Annotated in this window: 22 protein-coding genes and 3 pseudogenes; 11 read left to right on the top strand and 14 right to left on the bottom strand. The window is 68.5% G+C overall.

Annotated elements, in window-relative coordinates:
• Window positions 1-104: 104 nt before the first annotated feature.
• The 3 genes from SGFS_RS02005 (at window position 105) to SGFS_RS01995 (ending at window position 1,941) form a co-directional block, all read left to right on the top strand.
• Window positions 105-233, top strand: coding sequence for a hypothetical protein (locus SGFS_RS02005; protein ID WP_286247097.1), 129 nt, complete (start codon window positions 105-107; stop codon window positions 231-233).
• Between the two features lie 173 nt (window positions 234-406).
• Window positions 407-1,396 carry an aldo/keto reductase gene (locus SGFS_RS02000; protein WP_286247096.1) on the top strand — a complete coding sequence of 330 codons (990 nt, stop codon included), beginning with the start codon at window positions 407-409 and terminating at the stop codon, window positions 1,394-1,396.
• Between the two features lie 410 nt (window positions 1,397-1,806).
• Window positions 1,807-1,941, top strand: coding sequence for a transposase (locus SGFS_RS01995; protein ID WP_434025991.1), 135 nt, complete (start codon window positions 1,807-1,809; stop codon window positions 1,939-1,941).
• 149 nt (window positions 1,942-2,090) lie between these two features.
• Here the strand turns inward: SGFS_RS01995 and SGFS_RS01990 are convergent.
• From SGFS_RS01990 to SGFS_RS01960, 7 genes and pseudogenes are all read right to left on the bottom strand, one after another.
• Window positions 2,091-2,382, bottom strand: a pseudogene (locus tag SGFS_RS01990) (hypothetical protein); the annotation flags it as partial.
• A 128-nt stretch (window positions 2,383-2,510) separates the two neighbouring features.
• Window positions 2,511-2,696, bottom strand: coding sequence for a transposase family protein (locus tag SGFS_RS01985; protein WP_434025989.1), 186 nt, complete (start codon window positions 2,694-2,696; stop codon window positions 2,511-2,513).
• Between the two features lie 456 nt (window positions 2,697-3,152).
• Window positions 3,153-3,374 carry a helix-turn-helix domain-containing protein gene (locus SGFS_RS01980; RefSeq protein ID WP_286247095.1) on the bottom strand — a complete coding sequence of 74 codons (222 nt, stop codon included), beginning with the start codon at window positions 3,372-3,374 and terminating at the stop codon, window positions 3,153-3,155.
• Window positions 3,374-3,865, bottom strand: a complete 492-nt coding sequence (locus tag SGFS_RS01975) for a DUF2975 domain-containing protein (protein WP_286247094.1) — start codon at window positions 3,863-3,865, stop codon at window positions 3,374-3,376. Before SGFS_RS01975 ends, SGFS_RS01980 begins: the two co-directional genes overlap by 1 nt.
• A gap of 457 nt (window positions 3,866-4,322) precedes the next feature.
• Window positions 4,323-4,943, bottom strand: a complete 621-nt coding sequence (locus tag SGFS_RS01970) for an SMI1/KNR4 family protein (RefSeq protein WP_286247093.1) — start codon at window positions 4,941-4,943, stop codon at window positions 4,323-4,325.
• A 443-nt stretch (window positions 4,944-5,386) separates the two neighbouring features.
• Entirely contained in the window at window positions 5,387-6,505 is a 1,119-nt protein-coding gene (locus SGFS_RS01965; protein WP_286247092.1) for a fatty acid desaturase family protein, read from the bottom strand.
• Between the two features lie 7 nt (window positions 6,506-6,512).
• Entirely contained in the window at window positions 6,513-7,568 is a 1,056-nt protein-coding gene (locus SGFS_RS01960; RefSeq protein WP_286247090.1) for a ferredoxin reductase, read from the bottom strand.
• 86 nt (window positions 7,569-7,654) lie between these two features.
• Between SGFS_RS01960 and SGFS_RS01955 the strand changes: the two genes are divergently transcribed.
• Window positions 7,655-8,794, top strand: a complete 1,140-nt coding sequence (locus SGFS_RS01955) for a PucR family transcriptional regulator (RefSeq protein ID WP_286247088.1) — start codon at window positions 7,655-7,657, stop codon at window positions 8,792-8,794.
• A 630-nt stretch (window positions 8,795-9,424) separates the two neighbouring features.
• Window positions 9,425-9,763: a thioredoxin family protein gene (locus SGFS_RS01950; protein ID WP_286247087.1), complete on the top strand. Its 339-nt coding sequence runs from the start codon at window positions 9,425-9,427 to the stop codon at window positions 9,761-9,763.
• 598 nt (window positions 9,764-10,361) lie between these two features.
• Here the strand turns inward: SGFS_RS01950 and SGFS_RS01945 are convergent.
• The 3 genes and pseudogenes from SGFS_RS01945 to SGFS_RS01935 all read right to left on the bottom strand — a co-directional run bounded on the left by SGFS_RS01945 (window position 10,362) and on the right by SGFS_RS01935 (window position 11,057).
• Window positions 10,362-10,490, bottom strand: a complete 129-nt coding sequence (locus SGFS_RS01945; protein ID WP_286247086.1) for a hypothetical protein — start codon at window positions 10,488-10,490, stop codon at window positions 10,362-10,364.
• A gap of 70 nt (window positions 10,491-10,560) precedes the next feature.
• Window positions 10,561-10,722: pseudogene (locus tag SGFS_RS01940) on the bottom strand (HNH endonuclease); the annotation flags it as partial.
• A 152-nt stretch (window positions 10,723-10,874) separates the two neighbouring features.
• On the bottom strand, window positions 10,875-11,057 hold the full coding sequence (locus SGFS_RS01935) for an Arc family DNA-binding protein (RefSeq protein WP_286247085.1): 183 nt from the start codon (window positions 11,055-11,057) through the stop codon (window positions 10,875-10,877).
• Window positions 11,058-11,096: 39 nt separating this feature from the next.
• On the opposite strand from SGFS_RS01935, the gene SGFS_RS01930 reads away from it, so the two are divergent.
• From SGFS_RS01930 to SGFS_RS01920, 3 genes are all read left to right on the top strand, one after another.
• Entirely contained in the window at window positions 11,097-12,323 is a 1,227-nt protein-coding gene (locus SGFS_RS01930; protein WP_286247084.1) for an RNA-guided endonuclease InsQ/TnpB family protein, read from the top strand.
• A gap of 498 nt (window positions 12,324-12,821) precedes the next feature.
• Window positions 12,822-14,288 carry a group II intron reverse transcriptase/maturase gene (gene ltrA, locus SGFS_RS01925; protein WP_286247083.1) on the top strand — a complete coding sequence of 489 codons (1,467 nt, stop codon included), beginning with the start codon at window positions 12,822-12,824 and terminating at the stop codon, window positions 14,286-14,288.
• 312 nt (window positions 14,289-14,600) lie between these two features.
• A complete protein-coding gene (locus SGFS_RS01920) occupies window positions 14,601-15,854 on the top strand; it encodes a tetratricopeptide repeat protein (protein ID WP_286247082.1) in 1,254 nt (417 codons plus the stop codon).
• A 537-nt stretch (window positions 15,855-16,391) separates the two neighbouring features.
• Here the strand turns inward: SGFS_RS01920 and SGFS_RS51710 are convergent.
• The 3 genes from SGFS_RS51710 to SGFS_RS01915 form a co-directional block, all read right to left on the bottom strand.
• Window positions 16,392-16,724 carry a DUF7639 domain-containing protein gene (locus SGFS_RS51710; protein WP_434025983.1) on the bottom strand — a complete coding sequence of 111 codons (333 nt, stop codon included), beginning with the start codon at window positions 16,722-16,724 and terminating at the stop codon, window positions 16,392-16,394.
• Window positions 16,721-16,960 (bottom strand): DUF7638 domain-containing protein, encoded by a 240-nt coding sequence (locus SGFS_RS51705; RefSeq protein WP_434025980.1) that lies wholly within the window; start codon window positions 16,958-16,960, stop codon window positions 16,721-16,723. The genes SGFS_RS51710 and SGFS_RS51705 overlap by 4 nt, the downstream gene beginning before the upstream one ends.
• A 164-nt stretch (window positions 16,961-17,124) precedes the next feature.
• Window positions 17,125-17,958 (bottom strand): PIG-L family deacetylase, encoded by an 834-nt coding sequence (locus SGFS_RS01915; RefSeq protein ID WP_286247081.1) that lies wholly within the window; start codon window positions 17,956-17,958, stop codon window positions 17,125-17,127.
• 456 nt (window positions 17,959-18,414) lie between these two features.
• On the opposite strand from SGFS_RS01915, the pseudogene SGFS_RS01910 reads away from it, so the two are divergent.
• The 3 genes and pseudogenes from SGFS_RS01910 to SGFS_RS01900 all read left to right on the top strand — a co-directional run.
• Window positions 18,415-18,943 (top strand): annotated as a pseudogene (locus SGFS_RS01910) (transposase); the annotation flags it as partial.
• Window positions 18,944-19,233: 290 nt separating this feature from the next.
• On the top strand, window positions 19,234-19,575 hold the full coding sequence (locus SGFS_RS01905) for a hypothetical protein (protein ID WP_286247080.1): 342 nt from the start codon (window positions 19,234-19,236) through the stop codon (window positions 19,573-19,575).
• A 958-nt stretch (window positions 19,576-20,533) separates the two neighbouring features.
• Window positions 20,534-20,797, top strand: coding sequence for a hypothetical protein (locus SGFS_RS01900; protein WP_286247079.1), 264 nt, complete (start codon window positions 20,534-20,536; stop codon window positions 20,795-20,797).
• A 121-nt stretch (window positions 20,798-20,918) separates the two neighbouring features.
• Here SGFS_RS01900 and SGFS_RS01895 read toward each other — a convergent pair whose 3' ends face one another.
• Window positions 20,919-22,031: an IS110 family RNA-guided transposase gene (locus tag SGFS_RS01895; protein WP_434025977.1), complete on the bottom strand. Its 1,113-nt coding sequence runs from the start codon at window positions 22,029-22,031 to the stop codon at window positions 20,919-20,921.
• Window positions 22,032-22,075 lie beyond the last annotated feature (44 nt).

Here is a 22,075-nt window from a genome sequence, read left to right as displayed (position 1 = left end):
GGGGTGTCTCGTCTGAGGTGAAGGGGGTCGGTGACCTGGAGCGGGGCCGTCGTCCATTGCCGTTGAGCGGAAGCGGCTACGTGGGTGTGCGCGGGTGCCGAAGCGTGTGCGCTCAAGATCTCGGGGTGATCATGGCCCAGGACGCGCTCGCGGTGCCCGCGTCGGGGCTGGGCGACCAACCGGTGGTCACGCTGAACGACCTGTTCCAGCTGCCGGTCCGCCTGAACGGTTGACTTGCGCTGGAGTGCTCTCCAGGTCGTAACGTCGCAGACACCGTGGCGCACGAAGCCCGTGTCGCCCGGTGCCTCTCACGGGATGCCGGGCGGTGGAATCCGTCGCTAGATGGATGAAGGGCTTCGTGCCGTCCGAACGACGAACGAGTGTGCAGGGAAGGCTGGGACACAGCATGCAGAAGCGCAGTCTGCGGAACCTCCATGTATCGGCCATCGGCCTCGGGTGCATGGGCATGTCCGCCTTCTACGGATCCGCCGATCACGAGGAGGGGGTCGCGACCATCCGGCGCGCCCTCGACCTCGGGGTGAACTTCCTCGACACCGCGCAGATGTACGGGCCGCTCACCAATGAGTCGCTCGTCGGCGAGGCGATCCGGGGGCATCGCGACGAATACGTGATCGCGACGAAGTTCAACTACCGGATGGACAACGCCGTACCCGGCGACATCAGCACGGTCGGCCCGCAGGACGGCTCGGCCGAGCACGTCCGGAACTCGGTCCACGGCTCCCTGAAGCGTCTGGGGACCGACCACATCGACCTCTACTACCAGCACCGGGTCGACCCGAACGTACCCATCGAGGAAACGGTCGGCGCGCTGGGTGAACTGGTAGCCGAGGGCAAGGCGCGGTACATCGGCCTGAGCGAGGCGAGCGCGGAGACCATCCGGCGCGCCCACGCCGTACACCCGATCACCGCGGTGCAAAGCGAGTATTCGCTGTGGTCACGGGACGTGGAGGCCGAGGTGCTGCCCGCCTGCCGGGAGCTGGGCATCGGCTTCGTGCCCTACTCGCCGCTCGGCCGCGGTTTCCTCGCCGGGCGGTTCACCTCGCCGGACGAGCTGGACGCGAACGACTGGCGCCGCGAGAACCCGCGCTTCCAGGACGCCAACCTGGAGGCGAACCTGCAGCTGGCGGCAAAGGTGAAGGAGATCGCCGCCGAGAAGGACGTGACTCCGGCCCAGCTGGCCATCGCCTGGGTGCTGGCCCAGGGTGAGGACCTGGTGCCGATCCCCGGCACCAAGCGCCGCACCTACCTGGAACAGAACGCCGCCGCGGTCGACATCGCGCTGACCGAGGATGACCTGGCCCGCATCGATGCAGAGCTGCCCGAGGCGGCGGGTGAGCGGTATGACGAGGCAGGGATGCGAGCCGTCAACCGCTAGCCGGGGCGCGGCAGCAGCTGCCAGGTTTCGCCGTCGGCGCAGGTGAGGGCCCGGCTGGTCGACCGCATCCAAGAGGCGGCGGGGCGGCGACTGACGCCCGCACAAGTCCAGTCCGCTCTGCTCTTGAGCAGGCGAGGGCCTGGGCGCCCGCACCCGCCACGGGAGTTACGGGCGTTCACCGTTTGGTGGTCCTCGCCGTGCGGAACATGGTGCTGGTCGGCGCGGACAGCTCCAGCGCCCGCTGCTGGCTCTCGTGAGCGCGGCGGGTCTCTCCGAGCGTGGTGTAGGCGTGGCTGAGGTGAACGTGGTGCCTGTGCGCGGAGTAGGTCAGCCAGGTGTCCGACCGCTTGCCTCGGGGAGCGGTTCCATGAGGGCGTCGGCGGCGGTGAGCGGCGGAGGCGACGGCCAGCGTGGTCGACTCGCAGTCCGTCAAAGCGGATGGCGTCGTCGGCTCCGACAGCCGTGGCTTCGACGGCGGCAAGCTGATCAACGGCCGCAAGCGTCACGTCGTGGTCGACACCCTCGGTCTGCTGCTGGGGGGGTGATGATCACCGCCGCAGACACCGGCGACCGCACCGCCGCGCAGGACCTGCTCAAGCAGGTGACCGACGCGCACCACTGCCTGGCACGTGACTACGAGCGCTGCACCACCAGTGCCGAGGCGATGGTCTATTGGTCGATGACCATGGTCATGACCCGCCGCCTGGCCGGCCACGCCCCTCGCGAGCGTGAACCGGCCTGGCGCGGGCGCGGCAGCCAGCCACGAGAGACCAGGCGCTTCGCCTTCGACTGCAGTGCCTTCACCCGCGCCGCAACCGCGTCCATGCCGAACAAGACCGCCATTTCCTGGCAGGTCAACGGCCCTGATGAAGCCGGGCCCTGTCCGCGAGGACGTGCAGGATGCGCTGGTAGTTCACCGACGGCATCGACCAGACCAGCCCCTCACGCCACATCGGCAGCTGCGTCGCCTTCGCCGCATCCGGCACCCGCGACACCCGACGATGCCTGCCCCGAGGACGTACCCACTGGAGTCGCGTGAGAGTGGGGCGCGGATGTACCGGACTGCTGAGCCGAAGCCCGTGATCCGTCGCATGATCGAGGAACTCGGTGTGCGTCACGAGGCCCTGCGAGGCTGGATCCGGCAGGCCTCACCCACCGCTGGCAGGGAGGTCGCTCCGGCCGGAACCGCGCACGCGGTCAAAGCGAGCACGAGGACCAGAGCGTGCTGTAGGTCGCGAGGATGGCGAGGGTCGGGCACCTCGGCCAGTCGTTCCAGCAGGCCCGGGATCTCCTCGGGCACGGCCCGGGATGCTCGCGGAGTTAGTCAAAAGGCAGGCGGGATCGGCGATGATGCGTCGACGGGCACGGTCTTCCACTCGGATCGCGGGACTTCGAGAACTCCATGATCTTGGAAGCCCGTGCCTGTCACGTTCAGAGAACTCCGTCGAACTGGCAGATCGTCATGAATCGGGCGTCGAGCGGCTACGGCGAAGTCCTGGCTGTTCGCCCAACGACGTACCCCCGCTTTTCCGCGCTGGAGGGACGGGGGTTTGCGGTGGGTGGATGAGTGGCACGTTCGCAGGTCGCGGTCGTCGACCAGGACGGTGCGGTGCGGGTCAAACGGAATGCACCCAACGGGTCGGGACGGTGCTGCGGGTGATCGGCGATCCACGTCCATGCGGTCCACGTGCCGTGTCACGGGCCGGTGGTGCCAGGCGTTGTCACGCCCGCCCTGAGGGCATGCCCTCAGGGCATGTCATCCGCCCGTGTCGTCCTCGGCCTCCCAGCGCAGCAGGTCGCCCGGCTGGCACTTGAGGACCTCGCAGAGCGCGGCGAGCGTCGCGAAGCGCACCGCCTTGGCGCGGCCGTTCTTGAGTACCGCCAGGTTGGCGGGGGTGATCCCTACGCGGTCCGCGAGCTCGCCCACGGACATCTTCCGCCTGGCCAGCATGACGTCGATGTCGACGGCGATCGGCATCAGATGACCTCGTCCAACTCGGCCTGCATCTGCGCCGCTTCGTCGTCGCGCGCGACGGCCTGGGCGAGCAGCATCCGCAGTACGAGCACGAGGAGCGCGACCCCCAGGATGGCCACGCCGACCCCGCCCATGATGACGGTGACGCCCGGGTCGTCCCGCTGGCCTGGCGCGTTGAGGGCCGTGACCGCGAACCACAGGAAGGCAGCCGCCACGATCGCGCCGATCACGCCGTCCACGTACCGGAAGGCGGCGTGGGAGAACACGGTTCCGCGTCGCACCATCGTCACCAGCCGCCATACGCAGACCAGGGCCACCTGGGCCGACACCATGCCCAGGATCGTGATCACGCGCAGCGGGGTCAGCGGGAGCGACCCGTCCTCCGGGTCGCTCCCGCTGACCAACACCCACACCATCAATGCCTGTACGAACACGGTGCCGGCGAGCACCACCACGAGCACGGCGCGCAGCGCACGCACTGTCAGCTTTCCCATGACCCATCCCTCCATCGAGTTGCGATGGAAATCTATCGAAATTCGATATGCTGGGCAAGGGTCGGGACGAAGGGGGGGGCAGCGGTTTCGAACCGTGACCGGACGCCACTGCCCCCTCCCATGGCACGGCGCTCGCGCGAACCGTCTTGATCTTGTCGAAGCCGGCCTCGCTTGAACACAAAACGGACGCCACCCGACTACGCCGAAGCCCTGCTTCTCCTGCAAGCAGCTTTACGACCTGGCGCCGACGGTCACGCAATTCGGTTCTGTCGGCGATCTTGTGAGGCGCCGCGATGACGGAATACCAGACGATCAGGTCTCGAAGGTCATAGACACGACGGCGTCAACAGGCGGCAAGCACTCCGATTTTCCGCCTGGAACGGGCGCCGCCGCAGGGGATCCGGTGGGCTCATGAGACAAGGGCGCTGTGCGGATCTCGGTTGCGAGTCCCGTCGTCTCAACACTCTGCGGTTTGCGACCACGGAGTTTTCCGGGCCCTGGCCCGGGGGCCCCAGGGGGCGCTTGCGACGGTCGCCGGGGAGGTGAGCCCCAGAGCGTCGTTGTCCTTGCCGTCCCGCATGTGATCCAGCCAGCGTTCGTACCAGGAGAGGAAGTCCTGGGCCGAGGAGACGTTCGGGGGCCAGAAGCCGTCCGCGTTACCGGTGAGCATGCGGCCGGTGAGGGGGCCGGTCACGCCGATGAGGCACAGGTCGGTGCAGCCCATCTCGATGATGTGGAGGAACAGGTCTCCTTGCAGCGCGTCCGGGTGGTTCACGTGATGGAATCCCCGCGGGGTGCCGTCCGGCGGCTGCCGGTCCATGGTGTACAGCCTGCACTCCTCCAGCGGAAGCAGACCGTAGAAGGGGCCGGCACCGCTGCCCCCAAGTTCGACAAGGAACTTTCGGTAGGCCGACGGCAATTCGATACGGTGTTCGCCCTCGAAGGCGTCCGCCTGCGCGGAACTGATGCGCGGGCCAACGCGAAACGCGTGACGCTCGGCGCCCATCGAGTGGCTGCGCTGCACCTGGTACGGGACCTTCGCCAGCTTGGAGCGTATGCGCGATATACGGGAGTCCATCGGAGGATCTCTTCTCTAGTCCGCCGTCACTCTACCGGCCGCCCGAATGAGACATCTCCGGATGTCTGGAGAACCGTCCCACTTCGGCTCACCCGCCCACTCCGGCAGCAGCGCAGGGTCGGACACAGGGGCGGCGAGCATCGGTTCCGGCAGTGTCCACGTCACAGCCCATGCCTTCCACCCAGCCCGCCCGTCGGCAAACCGAGTGCGCGTACGCCCCCGACTACCGGCCCGACCACAGCAGGTCAGCGCACTGCAACACCTCGCCGGGGCCTGTGTGCTGAGCTCCTGGCGCACGTCCGGGCAGCGCAGCCGGACACCGGGCTGCCCGGGTCCCGTGTCGTACGGTCTGATGGCGCGGGGCCGCCCACCGTCCGCAACGGATCTCACCGAACCCGGCGGTGCCGCCGGTACGGCCGAAAGATCAGAACCAATACCGGGAATCAGGCCGCGACGAGCTCCTGCTCGCGGTCCGGCGTCTTGACCTTGGGCTTCTTGTTCGGCAGCGAGAGCCGGAAGACCTTGCGCCACGCGGAGAACACCTGCTTGGGCAGCGGCCCGGTGACGTACTCCAGCTCGTACTTTTCGAACAGCGCGCGCACCTTCACCGCGACCTCGGCGTACCGGTTGCTCGGCAGGTCCGGGAACAGGTGGTGCTCGATCTGGTGCGACAGGTTGCCGGTCATGAAGTGCATGGCCCTGCTGCCGCTGATGTTCGCCGAGCCCATCATCTGGCGCAGGTACCACTGGCCGCGCGTCTCGCCCTTGATCGACCGGCGCTCGAAGACCTGCACGCCTTCGGGGAAGTGCCCGCACATGATCACCGAGTGGGACCAGATGTTGCGGACCAGGTTCGCGGTGAACGTGGCGGCGAGCGTGGTGAGGAACGACGGGCCCGACAGCAGCGGGTGGATCACGTAGTCCTTGAGCACCTGCTTGCGGATCTTGCGGCCCACGGCCTTGGCCCGCGCGCGGAACTCCGGGTTGTTGCGGCGGCGCTTGCGCAGGTTCTTGCCGAGCTCCAGGTCGTACGCTGCGATGCCGTACTCGAAGAAGCAGGCGTTGATGAAGTTCCACAGCGGCTGGCCGAGGTGGAACGGGTGCCACTTCTGGTCCTCGTCGACGCGCATGATGCCGTAGCCGAGGTCGTTGTCCTTGCCGATCACGTTGGTGTACGTGTGGTGCAGCTCGTTGTGCGAGTGCTTCCACTGCTCGGACGGCGAGACGTGATCCCACTCCCAGGTGGTGGAGTGAATCTTCGGGTCTCGCATCCAGTCCCACTGGCCGTGCAGGACGTTGTGGCCGATCTCCATGTTGTCCATGATCTTCGCCACGGACAGACCGGCGGTGCCGATGAGCCACGCGGGCGGGAAGATCGAGAACAGCAGCACGCCGCGGCTGACCAGCTCGAGCTTGCGCTGCGCCGAGATGACCTTGCGGATGTAGGCGGCGTCCTTCTCGCCGCGGCTGGCGATCACCTCGTCGCGGATCGCGTCCAGCTCGCGGCCAAGCTCCTCGATCTGCTCCGCGGTCAGGTGGGCGGTGGGGTCGATGGCGGTCAAGGTGCTCCTACCGTTCGATGTCGCAGGGGCCCGCCGCGGCGGACACACAGGTCTGGATGAGGACGCCCGGCTCGGCCTCGGTGATCTCGCCGGTGCGCAGGTCGCGGACGGCGCCCGCCTTGAGCGGCGTGATGCAGCCGAAGCAGATGCCCATGCGGCACCCGGAGGGCATGAGCACGCCGGCTTCCTCGCCGACGTCCAGCAACGGCGTGGCGCCGTCCGCGTCGACGGTCTTGCCGGTGGCGCTGAACGTGACCTCGCCGCCGTCGCCGGCGACGACGATGCTGGGGCGGAAGCGTTCGGTGTGCAGGCGCTCTCGCACGCCGTGCTCGGTCCAGTGCTCTTCGGCGGCGTCGAGCAGGCCCGCGGGCCCGCAGGCCCAGGTCTCGCGCTCGGCCCAGTCGGGCACGAGTTCGTCGAGACGGGCGATGTCGAGCATGCCGTCTGTGTCGGTGTGCACCTCGGTGAGCCGCAGCTTCTTGGCCGCGACCAGGTCGTGCAGTTCGTTGCGGAAGATCACGTCTTGCGGTTGTGGCGCGCAGTGGACCATGACCACGTCGTCGAACTCGGTGTCGCGCAGCATGCCCATCACGGGCGTGATGCCGCTGCCGGCCGTCAGGTAGAGCACTTTGGCGGGCTTGGCCTGCGGCAGCACGAAGTCACCGGTCGCCTGGTCGAGCTGGATCAGCGTGCCCGGTTTCGCCCTGCGGACCAGGTGGTTGCTGACCTTGCCGTCCGGGATCGCCTTCACGGTGATCGTGACGCGGCCGTCCTGGCGGTTCGTCGGCGAGGTGAGGGAGTAGGCACGCCACAGGCGCACCCCGTCTACGTCGACCCCGATCCGCACGTACTGACCGGCCGTGTGGCCGCGCCAGCCCCGCCCCGGCCTGATCACGATGGTCGCGGCGTCCCCCGTCTCGGGGTGCACGGCCTCGATGCGCCCACGCAGGTCAGCGCCCGCACGCAGCGGGCTGACCAGGTCGAGGTAGTCCGACGGCAGCAGCGGCGTCGTGACCATCTCCAGCAGTTTCCACGCCCTGCTGCGGAGGGCTGCACTCGTCATGACTTCAGCTTGCTGCGCCTCAGGGCGTAAAGTCCTGACCGCAGGACGTGAATCTGGTCGGCTGAATTGTTCGCAGGGAACAAAACATGGGGCATGCAATCCGGAGGGCCAGCGAACTGGCCCTGGATGAGACGACGGTCACCGCACTTCGGGCCGCGCTGAAGAGCACCGCCGACGAGGTCGTCCAGGCGATCATCGACGAGGTCCCTCCCTACGCCAACGCCCTTTCGGGCCGCATGGGCGGCACCATCCGCCGAGCTGTCCGCACCGCCCTGGGGCACTATCTGGACCTCGCGAGCGGGAACGCCACAGGCGGCGACGCCGGTGACGCAGCCTACGAGCTGGGCCGCGGCGAGGTCCGCGACGGCCGTTCGATGGACGCTCTGCTCAGCGCCTACCGCGTCGGCGCCCGGGTGGCCTGGCGATGCCTGGCAGCGGGTGCCGTACCCGCAGGTCTGCCCGCCGCCGAGGTCGCCAAGTTCGCCGAGCTGACCTTCGCCTACATCGACGAGCTCTCCGCCGCGAGCGCCGCGGGCCACGCCGACGAACTTGCCGCCCGGGGCAGGGACCACGAGCGCCACCTGGAACACCTGGCCCGCGACCTCCTCGCCGACGCGAACCCGGACGTGCTGTTGGCCTCTGTTCAACGGGCCGGGTGGCAGCCTCCGGTTTCACTGACCGCGGTCCTGCTGCCCGCCGCCCAGGCCCGGCCTGCCTACCGCGCGCTCGACCCGAGCACCCTCGTCCTCGACGATCTGCCGGACGCCACCGGTGTGCTGCTCGTCCCCGATGCCGACCGGTCACGTCTCTTGCGGCAGCTGACCGACCGCATCGCCGTGGTCGGTCCGGCCCGGCCATGGACTCGAGCGTCCGCCTCGTACGCACGAGCCGTACGCGCCCGCTCCCTCTCCTCTGATATCCGCGACACCGAGGACCACTTGCCCGAGCTGGTGCTGAGCGCCGACGTGGAGGCGTTCGCAGACCTGCGTGCCCGAGCCCTCGCACCGTTGCGGACCCTGCCTGTCGCGACGGCACGGCGGCTGGAGGAGACGTTGCGGGAGTGGCTGCTGCACCAGGGCAGGCGGGACGAGGTGGCGGCGGCGTTGTTCGTCCATCCCCAGACGGTCCGGTACCGGATGTCGCAGCTGCGGGAGCTGTTTCCGGATCTCGCATCGCCACACCGGGTCCTTGAACTGACGCTGGCGGTCGGTCTTCGGGCCGGCTGACGCGTACGTCGAGCGACCGCGTCCGGGACCGCGTCCGGGACCGCGTCCGCGACCGCGTCCGCGTCCGCGTCCGCGTCCGCGAGCGGTCCAGGAAGCGGGCCTCGTTCTCGGTGCCATCAGCTGGCTCATGCGGCTCGGGGAAGAGCGGTATTGGCCAGCTGAGACCGGGGTTGATGTGAAGACCGGACAAGGCCTCGGGACCCCGTCGGGGGCGCTGTCTCTGAGAAGCGCGGTGACGGATATGGCTCAACTACGGCTCGCCTACGGCTCGACTGGATCCGGTGGACGATGCGCCCGGCCCGCTCGTCGACGCGCTCATCGAGCATCTGGTCGGTGATCTGGGCCGCTACGCCCTGGGAAACGGCATTCAAGTCGTCGTGGAGGGTGCTGTCCTGGCACGAGCTGACCCACGGGCGCGCGGCGGGCTGCACCTGGGTGACCGGCGGGGCGGCCAGGCCGGGTCACCAAGGGCGGGGGGCTGGGCCGCTCGCGCCGGGGACCACCGTGGTTCTGCGACGGCCCCGTGCCTCCCTTCCGACAGGTCAACCGGACGACCGACCCGGCCGGCCTGGCACACCGCGCGAGGGATGATGGGGGATGGAATGACGGAACGCGAGATCAGGAGCTTCCATGACGAAGCGGGTTCACCGACCCCGTGAGGACGCGGAGTTCAATTTCATCCTCGGGATGAGCGGAGTTCCGGTCCTCGCATACTTCACCGGGACATGGCCCAAGGCAATCGAGCCCTGCCGGGTGATGGACCTCGTCGTGGGTGGCATCGCCGACGACTACACGGGCCGCCTGACGGCCGTCCGCGCCGACATCACGCGTTGTCCGGCCGCAACCGAGCGATACGGGATCACCGGAGCCCCGTCCTACGTGCTGCTGAAGGAGGGAGAGGCGGTGGCGCACGGCACGGGGCCTATGACCATCGCCGAGGTACGGAAGTTCCTGGACGGCCACCTCTGAGCGGCCGCTGCGGAACGTGGCCGCGACGCCCGTCACGTCTCGTCCATGGGAGCTGCGCCGCCTGAGACACCTTGGGGCTGAGACACCCCCACAGGTCACATAACGCAGTCGATCGCCGTCGCGTCCGGCAGCCGCTCGGCTGCGGCCACGATCTCGGGCAAGGCCGGCCCCATGTCCCTGCCCGGCATGAGCGCAGCACCACGGTGCCAGCCTCGACGGACAACGCCCCCTGGCAGTCCAACCCTGCCCCATGCAGGCGCCTTGGCCGGGGCGGAGAGGCCGAGCTCGCGATGGACAACGGACAACACAGAACCCTTTCGACAACTTCGGCTCCGCGGCCCAGCCCGGCCGCAGATCGGGCCAGGGCACGGGAGTGCTCAGCATCGGCTCCGACAACGCCCACGTCACAGTGCATGCCTTCCACCCGGACCATCGGCCGGCCGAGTGACTCTGGAGACACGGCCGCCGTACTGACGCGGGCACGACCGAGGCCCCGCCGCGCTCCGGGGATCGTCAGGCGTTGGCGCGCGCTCCGCGCCTGGGCGGGTAGGGGAGCGGCGCGGATGGCCGCAGTCCGAGGACTGCGGCCATCCGGGATTCACCGGCGGATCCGGATCGTGATGGTGGGAGCCGCAACTGCGAGCAGAGCCAGTCCGACCGGCGCGGAGACCGGCAGGGCGATCATCGTGCCTCCCACGGCGCAGTCCGCCGTGAAACCGAAGGTCACCCACCTCAGGAACCGGCTGGAGTTCGCACTGACTACCTCCGGGAGCTCAGCTCGCGGGCTGGGCCCTCCGGGCCGCGTACTCGCAGCGGAAGGCTTCGACGGGCAGCCAGTCCGCGGGGTCCTCGTCGCTCTTGGAGCGGTTGGAGCTGACCGAGCCCGCGATCAGCGAGGTCGGCCTTCCCTGATCGTTGGCGTACGCCTCGCACCGGGCGGCCGTCCACGCCGACGCCCCGACGGGCAGGGAGCGCCATTCCAACCGTGCTGTATTCGAAACCGTCGGCGGTGTCGGCAAGGTGTCAGCGGCGAGCGCTATGGTGCGTGGCCGTGGACGCTACCGGATTCATTCGCAGTGCTCCGCCCTTCAGGGCGGGGGTGAAGCGAATCTCAAGCCTGCTCTGACCTCGACTGTGTGCACGGATCTGCGCTGTCCACCCCGGCGGTCGCGGCGGCGCGCGCAGCCTCAAGCAGGTGCACGACTTCGGAGTTCAGGGACCGGTGTTCGCGCCTGCCCTGTTCCACGAGCCATGCGTGCAGGTCGTCCGGGATGCGGAGAGAGAAACGGATCATGGCGCCACTCTAGCGCCATGATCCGGTATGATGTGGACCATGCAGCTCAGGTACAGCTTCCGCCTGTACCTGAGCGCCGGTCAGCGCGCGGCGTTGGCGAGGGCGTTCGGGTGCGCGCGGGTGGTCTACAACGACGCCCTCAGGGCTCGGGAGACCGCCCGCAGCGAAGGCATGCCGTTCCCGAAGACCGGCGACCTGTCGAAGCAGCTCATCACCGAGGCGAAGAACACCCCGGAACGGGCCTGGCTCGCCGAGGTGTCGGCGGTCGTCCTCCAGCAGTCCCTGCGGGACCTGGACGCCGCGTACAAGAACTTCTTCGACGGGCTGAAGGGCAAGCGCCCGCGCATGGGCGCGCCCCGGTACAAGTCGAAGCGGGACACCCGGCAGACGGTCCGCTTCACCGCGAACGCCCGCTGGTCGATCACAACCGGCGGGAAGCTGCGCCTGCCGAAGATCGGCGACCTCAAGGTGAAGTGGTCGCGCACGCTGCCCTCCGTGCCGTCCACGGTGACGGTGGTCAAGGACAGCGCGGGCAGGTACTTCGCGAGCTTCGTCGTCGAGACCGGCCCGGAGGAAGTCCTTCCCGAGGTCACGCCCGAGCTGGGCATCGACCTCGGCCTCGGGCACTTCGCGGTCCTCTCCGACGGGACGAAGGTCGACAGCCCGCGCTTCCTGCGCCGGGCCGAGAAGCGCCTGAAGAAGGCGCAGCGGGACCTGTCCCGCAAGGAGAAGGGGTCCAGCAACCGGAACAAGGCCCGGCTGAAGGTCGCCCGCGCACATGCGCGGGTCGCCGACGCGCGCCGCGAGTTCCACCACCAGCTCTCCACGAAGCTGATCCGCGAGAACCAAGCGGTCGCGGTGGAGGACCTGGCGGTGAAGGGACTCGCGCGCACGCGCCTGGCCAAGTCCGTCCACGACGCCGGATGGTCGGCGTTCGTGACGATGCTGGAGTACAAAGCCGCCCGGTACGGGCGCACCTTCGTGAAGATCGGCCGGTTCGAGCCGACCTCCCAGGTGTGCTCGCAGTGCGGCGTCAAGGACGGCCCCAAGCCCCTGCATGTCCGTGTGTGGACCTGCGGGGAGTGCGGGGCGGTCTTGGACCGGGACATCAACGCGGCGGTCAACGTCGCCAAGGCGGCCGGACTGGCCGTGTCAGCCTGTGGAGCGCAGGTAGTGCGCCGTGAAGCGCACGTTGTTCGAGTGGAGGTGCAAGACCACCACCGTCGTCCTGTCGCAGCAGGACGGCTGAAGCTGAGGGCAGCCTGACCCGGGAGGTGCCGGGGAGGGTGGCAAGCGGCCCTGACAAAGCCGGGACGTGCCAGCACTGCCAGATGGTGCGGGTCCGGCAAGCAAGACGGAAAGGAGTACGCGAGGAACCGGCGCTGACGCCCCCTGACTCCACACCAGCTCCAACCTGGTGGATATGGGCTGGAAGCGGTACGTCCCTGCCTTGTACCTGGGGTGGGGAACTTCCCAAGTGGCACCGGACTGTTGCTTGGGGAGGCCACGGTGAAGTGCTGCGGGGTAGCCGTGGCGACGCCGCGGGGGTATAGCCGGACTCCTCCTCCGTCGATCGAACAGCGAGTGAACACGGGAACCGTCCCGGTCCTGACCTCGGACAACGCGTCCAGCGGTGTTCGAGGCTGGGCCCACCGTCGGCCGATCGGGCCGGGACGGGGCGGAGCCGCCGTAGTACTCCGAGCCGGGGAAAGCCCGGCACATGGGGAAGGGCGGCAGCGGAATCGAGAAGGGAAGGAGGCTGCAATGCCGAAAGACGCGCCGCTGAACAGCGACGCACCGGAGGTCCCCATGGGGTCTCACCAGCGGGTATCGGGGATGCAGGCCAAACTTCACCGTTGGGCGACGGCCGATGAAGGCCGCAGGTTCGACGATCTGTTCAACCTCGTATGCGACCCGGCGACGCTGCTTGTGGCGTTCGAACGGGTCGCAGGCAACAAAGGGGCCAAAACGCCCGGAGTTGACGGCCTGACAGTCGTCAACGTCGAGCAGGAGATTGGTCCTTACGGGTTCCTGGAGGACCTTCGCCACGTACTTAAATCGGGTGAGTTCCGCCCGCTGCCGGTACGTGAGCGCAAGATCCCCAAGCCCGGCGGGAGCGGGAAGGTGCGCAAGCTCGGCATCCCCACCGTGACCGACCGGGTGGTCCAGGCCGCCCTGAAGCTGGTGCTGGAACCGATCTTCGAGGCCGACTTCAAGCCGGTCTCCTACGGCTTCCGGCCCCTGCGGCGGGCACACGACGCGATCGCCGAGATCCACTTCTACGGCACCCACGGCTACCGCTGGGTCCTGGACGCGGACATCGAGGCGTGCTTCGACTCGATCGACCACACGGCCCTCATGGACCGGGTGCGAGCACGGGTCAAGGACAAGCGCGTGCTGCGGCTGGTCAAGGCGTTCCTCAAGGCCGGCGTCCTCACCGAGGACAACAACCGCGAGGACACCTACACCGGCACCCCGCAGGGAGGCATCCTCTCCCCGCTCCTGGCGAACATCGCCTTGTCGGCGCTCGATGAGCACCTGACCAGGCCGTGGGAGCCGGGCGGGGAGATGGCTACCCCCTACCAGCGCAGGCGTCGCCGTGCCGCCGGGCGTCCGAACTGGCGCATCGTCCGCTACGCGGACGATTTCGTCGTTCTGACCGCCGGTGAACGCTGTGATGCCGAAGCGTTGCGCGAGGACATCGCCGACGTGCTGCGACCGCTCGGGCTTCGCCTCTCCGAGGCCAAGACGCAGGTGGTGCACATGTCGGACGGGTTCGACTTCCTGGGGTTCCACATCCAGTGGCGCCGCAAGCGAGGAACGGACAAGTGGTACGTCTACACCTTCATCGCTGACCGGCCCATCCGGCAGCTGAAGGACAAGATCCGTGCCCTCACGAGCAGAACGTCGCAGATGAATCCCAGGGACGTGCTGATCAGGCTCAACCAGATCATGCGCGGGTGGGCCAACTACTTCAAGCACGCGGTCGCGAAAGTCACCCTGAAATCCCTCGCCAGATTCGTCTGGCACCGGGTGATCAGCTGGTGGATCGTGCTGCATCGCTGGAGGTGGAAGGACGTCCGCCGACGCTTCACCGACCACAACGGCCGGTGGAAGCCCCTGTCGGCGGACGGGATCGAGCTGTTCAGCCTCCAAGTGGTGACGGTCTCCCGTTACCGCTACCGAGGCGACACGATCCCCGACCCCTGGGCGCTCCTCAACCACGCCTGAACGGCAGAGACCGTGGAGAGCCCGGTGCGTGGAGACACGCACGCCGGGTTCGGCGAGCGGCACGGAGAAACGGACCGGTGGCAACACCGGCACCGCGCTCCGTGCCGACTCAACAGACCGGGACTCGTCCCGGCACAGCGCGGCGAAGCAGGAACCCACCCGACACCGCAGCCCTCAACGGCGCGGTAGGCGGGAATCGCCGTCCTTCAGGGCGGCGAGGATGTCAATGATCTTGACTACCGGGCCCGGACGCGGTCCGACCGCATCCCGCCGGAGCTGGTCTCACGGCTGCTCGAACGCGGCCACGTCGACGTGGTGGAGCTGCAGGCCGGACGCGGGGAGTGGTTCTGCGCGCTGGCGTGGGCGCGGTTGCTGGGTGAGCAGGGCCGACAGGCCGACGCAATGGAGGTGCTCGCCCCGTACCTGGCAACTGGCTGGTGGACGGCCGTTGTCACCGCGGCCGAGCTGCTGGAGGGCTGGGGCCGGGTCGACGAGGCGATCGAGATCACCCGGGTCCGCATGGAGGCCGGACACCCGATGGCGCTGGAGTCCTACACGCGTCTACTCGCCCGGCACGGCCGCGCCGAGGAGGCGTTCACCCTGCTGCGCCCGCACATCGGCGAGCCATCCCTCGGCGTGGTACTGGTCGACGTCGCGGCCGCCGCCGACCGCGACGAGGAAGCCGCCGCGCTGCTCGCCGCCCGGACCGAACACCGGTGTTCCGACTTCCCGTGGTGCTGCCGAGGCCTCGATCGCGACACGGCGATCGGGCTCCTCGCCACGATCCGCGAGCGCCAGGGCCGCACCGACGAGGCGATCGCCCTGCTGCGCAGCGGCAGCACCACGCTGCTCAACAACCGTGAGCAACTGGCCGCGCTGCTGGCACGGCACGGCCGGCTCGACGAGCTTCGGGCAACTGCGGCGACTGACGACTCGAGGTACGCGGTACAACGGCTCGCGAGGTTGCTGGAGGAGCGCGGCGACGTGGAAGGGGCGATCGCGGCATACCGGCAGGCCGACGGACCCGTGGCCCACGACCCCAACGCGGCTTTCGAGCTCGCGCAGCTCCTGGCCCGGCACAACCGGGGGAACGAAGCGATCGACGTGATGCGTGTCCAGGCCGACGCCCGCAACGGTGACGACTGGATCCTCCATACTCTGTCCGACCTTTGCCTCGACCAGGGCCGCCCCGAGGACGGCCTGGGACACCTCGACGCCCTCGCCGCCGCCCGCGGGGGCGAGGAGGACTGGGACCTGTACTGGATACGGCTGCCGCTGATCGCCGCCCGCGACGGCGTCGACGAAGCGATCGCACAGGCCCGCTCCCACCCCGAGGGCGCCACCTCGTACGCGGCGCCGCACATCGCCGCGCTGCTCGCGAGCGCCGGACGCACCGAGGAGGCCGTAGCCGTCCTCGAACGGCACGCCTCCACGAACAGCCATGACTTGGCCGGCTACCTCATCGACCTCGGCCGCGTCGAGGACGCCCTGGCCGTCCTCCAGCAGCGCACCCCCCGGCCGCCCGAGCTGTCGGACGGCCCCTGGCACGACGATCCCCCGTTCTGAGGCCCTGCCCGGTCCGGGCCCGCCGGGTAGCGTCCCGTCACCTGGAGAGCGGTCGTCGACGGGCACAGCGCCCACGGCGCCGACAGCGGGCGAACACGGACCTCCGCCTACAGCCTGGAAATCGTGGTTCGTCGTACATGCAGTTCGGAGCGGACAAGTTCGAGGAGACGGCCGGTCCGGTTGCGGCTTCGGCCGGCGTTGTCACCTCAGAAGGCCGAGTCCACGTCGTCGTAGATCACCGTGGCGTCGTCCGTCGCCACCAGGATCTCTGCCAGCTCGGGATGCTGATCGTATTTGGCGCGCAGCAGGCCTGGCCATAACGGCGGTGCGGTCCTGTTCCCAGCCTTCGCGGCGCGGTGCCTCGGCCGCGATCTTGCGTGCTGCGGCAGCGGTGTCCGCCGTCGCGACGCCGACCTCTGGCTGAGCGACCGACAGGGCCCAGTAGGCGTGGACGACCGAGGGGTAACTGACTATTCCTATGGTGCGTGGGCGACCGAGGGGTAGCTGACCATTCCTATGGTGATCGGGGCGGGGTAGTCATTGCGCAGGCCGAGTTGGCCGGGGTCGGGCACCGGCTTGTTCGGACAGGAGCGGTAGAGGTGGATGGCGGGAGCGTGCGGAACTGCCGGCCCGTCCGCTGAGACGTGGGCTTGCGATCGGCCCTCCAGTGGGCCCGCTCCTCGAAGTACGCGAGGGCCCTGTCGTAGGCCTCTTGTGCGACCGGCGGGTCGATGGCAGGTAGGTCTGGCCTCCGGGCCCTGCCACCAGTACCCGCAACGGCCCGTCCTTACTGTCCATGTCGCCCAGCGCGTATCGGCGCTGGGAGGCCGGGACGGTCAGGAACGCCAAGCGGGCTGCGGCCCGGTTCACCTCTGTCCGATCGGCGAGGAAGGTGTCGACGGCGGCCAGGCAGCGACCCGTCGAGTCGGGGCGCCCGTTGAGCTGGTCGATGGTGTCGCGGATTTCGGCGACGAGCAGTTCTCCTCGAACTCCTCGACGGTGACCAGGCCCCAGCAGTCGATGAGTCTGTCGGCATAGATGAAGAGGTCGGTCAGAATGGCCGATGTACGGGCCGCCCGGCATGGCCCGCACCTGGCCCTGCACACAGGCTGGGGCGCGCACTACTACGGCAACACCCCAGCCGTCGCTCCCACCCTGATGATCAGGGGCCGCCGGAGCGGAACCCACGTGAACGGGCCTCCGGGTGTGCGAGCACACTCGATCGAGCCGTACGGACCATGAGCTCTCTGACCCCCGGCGGCCGGGCGGATCAGCGCAGCCCGGCGAAGAGGTCGCTCTCGGGCACGGCCGCGCCGGTGGTGTCCTGGACACGTACGAAGGTCTCGACGCCCATCAACTCGGTGAACCTCTCCTTGCCCATCCTGAGGAAGAAGATGTTCTCGCCCTGGCTGGCGTGCGCGGCCAGCGCGTCGAACTTCTGGCCGCCGAACGCGGTGGTGTCCACCCAGGTGGTGATCTCCTCGTCGGGGAGTCCGATCTCGGCGATCGCGGCGGCCTCAGCGGGATCCGGCTCCTGCCCGTCCGCACCGAACTCGCGCATGACCTCCCCGAACCGCTGCATCATCGAGCGGGGCGCCGTCGTCCAGTACACCTTCGGTGTCAGCGCGGTCATCGCCAGCGCCGCCATCGTGATGCGGTTGGCCTGGATGTGGTCGGGGTGGCCGTAGAAGCCGTTCTCGTCGTAGGTGACGACCACATCGGGCTGGTAGCGCCGCAAGAGTTCCGCGAGTCGGGCAGCGCCCTCCTCCACGGGCGTCTGCCAGAAGGAGCCGGGGGCGTCATTGGTCGGCCAGCCCATCATCCCGGAGTCGGCGTAGTCCAGCATCTCCAGATGACTGATCTTCAGGACTTCGCAACTTGCCTCGAGTTCTTCACGCCGCATCAAGGCGACGGCCGCCGGATCGTGCCCGGGATCGCCCGGCTTGACACCCCCCGGTCCATCACCGCAACCGCCATCGGTACACGTCACGAGGACCGTGCGAATGCCCTCCGCCGCGTACCGGGCGAGGACACCTCCTGTTCCAGTGGCCTCATCGTCGGGGTGGGCGTGTACCGCCATGAGCGTCAAGGGCCAGTCATTCATGAAACATCCTCCTATGTGAAAGGCCTCGGTCCGAGTCCGCGCCGCGGTGTGAGCGGTCGCCCCTCAATATCTGATGTCGGATGACCGGGCGTACCGCGGACCCGGGGGCTCCGGATCACGTCGGGACGGCCTGTTGGTCACTGTGTTCCCTGCCTGCGCGGCGCCGGTCCTCCTGGCCGGTGCAACAGTGTCGGCAGGACCGGCTGTTCCCGCCGCACACCGGAACACCTCTGGGCCTTGGCCTTCGAGAGAGCGTCGGCACGCTGCACCTGCCCGGGCCGCGGCAGGCCGACGCGCGGATCACGACTCCTGACGGAAGGTCCGCGACCTCCCGTGCGTGTGACGCGGGTCTGTCACACGAGCGGGTCTGGCCCGTAGTCGGTGGTGACGCCGAGTTGCTGTCCTTGATCATGGTCTTGTCGTGAATATCATCCTTATGGGACGGCGTTTTCCGGTCTGTCGGCGCTGCTCGTCGAGGACGTGGTGGACAGCGGTGACTCGGTAGTGGTCACGGCTCGCACTCGGGATGCGGCGGTGTTGTGACCACCGCCGAGTCACCGCCGGTCAGTGACGGACGTGCCGGTCGACGGCCGCCAGGTCATAGTCATCTGCGTGTACGGCGGCTGGTCTGTCCGGCCTGGGCTGCCGACGGCAGACCTTCCGCGAGCAGATTCCCGGACTGCTGGAGCGCCATCAGCGCCGCACGGTGCGGCTTGCCTGGCAGATCTCCCAGGTGGCGCGGGAGTTGTGCGCCGGGCGGCCGCACGCCTCGCAGGCCTTGCTGGCCGTGCCCGTTTCCCGCAGTACCGCGCTGCGCCATCTGCGACGCCTGCCGCTGCCGCAGCAGGCGGTCCGCGGGTGATCGGCGTGGACGATTTCGCCCTGCGCCGGCCGCCACCGCTATGCCACGATCATCGCGGATGCCGAAACCGGTAGACGCGTCGCGGTTCTGCCCGAACGCGAGGGGGCCACCCTGGAGTCCTGGCGCATGCGGGGCTGGAAGCACATTGAGGCGCGGCACGGTTGGAACAGCACGATGGACCGGAAGATGGACGCTGCCATCCTTTTGCGGGGACCTCAATGGCCGCTGCGGTTACTCTACTTACCTCAAACAGTGCCTGCGGGTGGAGAAGTTCCGCACCATCACCGGTACCCCGGCCGGGACCAACGACCTCCTGACTGCCTACAAGGTCGATCAGCCGGCCGTCGCTAGCGCTGCTGCCCGCTGGACGCCGTGTTGGGGGCAGGCCAGATGCAAGGGTGGGGGGCTCCCTGTTGGAGGAACAGACGCCGGCCGAGCAGGCCCTGAGCCGCTCGTACGTCGCTGCTGACGGATTCCGTTTCGACGTCGTCAAGATGTCGGTCGAGCACCATCCGGACCGCAGCGTGACGTTGACGTATTGGTTGACTGTGGGGCGCCAAGGCCACCCGGATGAGCGTTGGGTGGTCGCTCTGCCGTGGGACGACAAGTCCTGGGTGGATGTGCTCACCTCGCCCGCGCCTCCCCCCGACCGACTGCGGCAGCTTGTGCACCTCGTTCGTGCCCACCTGGAAGAGTGGTGGGACACGAAGGGACACAACCGGCAGTCGGCGAAGACGGGACGGCGACTTACCTGACTCTCTCGCTTCCACGTAGCCACCGGATGCCCCTTCCTCCGGCGAAGTCGCGCGTCTGGCGGCTGTGACTTCGAGACCATCCGGTCAGGCCCGTGGCATGGCTCGTTCCGTGAAGTCATGGCTGGGCGACGGAGTCAGCCAGGCGGCCAAAATCACGCCGTAGTCACTCTTCGGTGAGGCGGGCTTCGAGGTCGGCGATGCGCCGGTCCTGGAAGCGGAGGTTGGAGCGGGCGGCCTCGAGCCGTTCGTCGAGGGTGCGGTTGTCAGTGGGCCGGGTCAGCCCTCATCTCGCCGGCTTTTTCACAAGGCCGCGGTCATGGTCGGCTCTTGGCATACGTCGTCGGCCGTGCGCGGCAGTGGCAGTGCGCTGGCCGATCTCGTGCCGCCGAGGGTGCCCCCAGTTTCGCGCTCCTCGGTGGTGGTCGCGAGGGCGCGGCCGTCGGGACTGAACGCCGGTGAAGCCATGTGGTCCGAGGCCCGGTGAGGGGGTGCGGGGTTTGCCCGTGGCCGGGTCACAGAGGCGGGCTGTCCTGCCTCTGCCGCCGGTGGCGAGGGCGCGGCCGTTGGGGCTGAGGGGGCGCGGCCGTTGCGGCTGAAGGCCACCGCGTTCACCTCGTTCGTGTGCCCGTACAAACGGTGGTGCTGCGGGAGGGCTGCCGCGGCCCTCCCACAGGCTTTCGACGGCCCCGGAGGTGTGGTTGTCGCGGTACGCCTTGAACAGCCAGCAGCGAGGCGAGGTCGGGGTTCGTGTAGATGAGGTCGGTGGACTGAGCGGTGAGCTGCCGGGACACTGCCGCTGCCGGGGACGTCAGCGTCCGCCGGGCAATCAGCCCTTGCTCGGCGGACAGCTCCTCCAGAGCACTGGCGCACCGCGTGGTGACGCTTCCGCTGACCCCTCCGGTGCGCCGGTACGCCTAGGAGCTGTCCGGCCGATCATGCTGCTCGTTAGGGTTCTGGTGTGTCGAAGACCAGCGTGAGCAACGAAACCGAGAGCATGCTCTGCCTCTGGGTGGAGCCCTGGGGAACCGATCACTGGATGCGCCCCGGCGAGGGGTTCACTGTCGTGACGGAGTTGGATCCCGAGGAGTCACCGTTCAACGTCGTTGTCCATGCTCAGGGCATCACAGTGTGGGTGAACTCGGCCAACGACGCTGAGGTCGTCGACAAGAACGGCAGCCTCGTGCCATGCGGGCATCAGCGCCCTGCCGATGTGGGATGGTGACGGGACTCACTGCTCTCCAGGACCGCAGCCAGATGACGAGCGAGGCCGCGGTGACGGTGCCGAGGAAGACGTAGCCGCGCTTGATGCCCCTATGGATGTCAAGCAGAGGCTCCTATGGATGTCAAGCAGAGGCTGCGGGGTTACTTCCGCAGTCAGCTGCTGGGTTCGCGGGGAGGATGAGCCGGTAGATCTCTCGTGCGACGTAGCGTTTGAGACAGCGGATGATCTCGCGGCGGGTTTTGCCCTCGGCCAGACGTCGGCGCAGGTAGTCCCGGGAACGGTCCTCCCAGCGCAGACGGCTGAGGACTATCCGGTAGAGGGCAGCGTTGGCTTGTCGGTCGCCGCCGCGGTTCAGTCTGCGCCGCTGGGTCTTGCCTGATGACGCTTCGACCGGACTGCTGCCGCAGAGTGCGGCAAAGGATGCCTCGCTGACGAGGCGCTCGGGGTTGTCGCCGGCAGAGATGAGCAAGGCCGCAGCACTGTCTGGTCCGACACCGCGCACATCCAACAGTCCCGGTGTGCTCACTTGGACCGCCTCGGCTATTCGATTGTTGAGATCGTCGATCTCCACGGTCAGATGTTGGATGCGGCGGGCCAGCAGCCTCAAGATATGGCGGGCTGCCCTGGCCGGCCCGGAGCTCCCCAGGTCGTCCAGTTCGGCGCACCGCTTGAACAGGTGCGGGTTACTCAGCCCGGCCATCGACTCACGCAACGCAGCGTCAGCCGAGACCAGAACGCTCTTGAGCTGGTTGATGGCCTGCGTCCTCGACTTGATCGCAGACCCCTTCGCGAGCTTGAACAGTCGCAGCATCTCCACCGGGCCGTCACTGGTCTTCGCCGCGGCTGTGGCGCGTCCGGAGAGCACGGCGCGGGCGGCCGCCTCGGCGTCGACGGCGTCGGTCTTGCCGTGGCGGCGTCGGGCTGCCTTGTCCGGCTGGTTGACCTCGGTCACCTCGATGCCCTCGGCACGAAGGTGACGGGCCAGGGCGGCTCCGTAGGAGCCTGTGCACTCGACACCGGCCCGCCGCAGCCTGCCAAAAGATCTGGCCCATGCGAGAAGTTGGCGGTATCCCTCGGCCGTCGCCGGGAAACTGCGGCCGTCCAGCGCGGTGCCCAGCACGGTAATTACGGCTGCTGCGTGGATGTCCTTGTGGGTGTCCACGCCGAGCAGGATGTCCTCCTGTGCATCTGCTGCGACAGGACGCGGGGCAGTGGGCTTTGTGATACTGGGCAAGGTCGCCTGTCTCCTGATCACCTCGGGAACCGGTAGCCGTCGCC

This window comes from Streptomyces graminofaciens (assembly GCF_030294945.1).
Lineage (GTDB): Bacteria > Actinomycetota > Actinomycetes > Streptomycetales > Streptomycetaceae > Streptomyces > Streptomyces graminofaciens.
The sequence above is the reverse complement of the archived record's forward strand: the minus strand, read 5'-3'. Positions and strand labels throughout refer to the sequence as shown.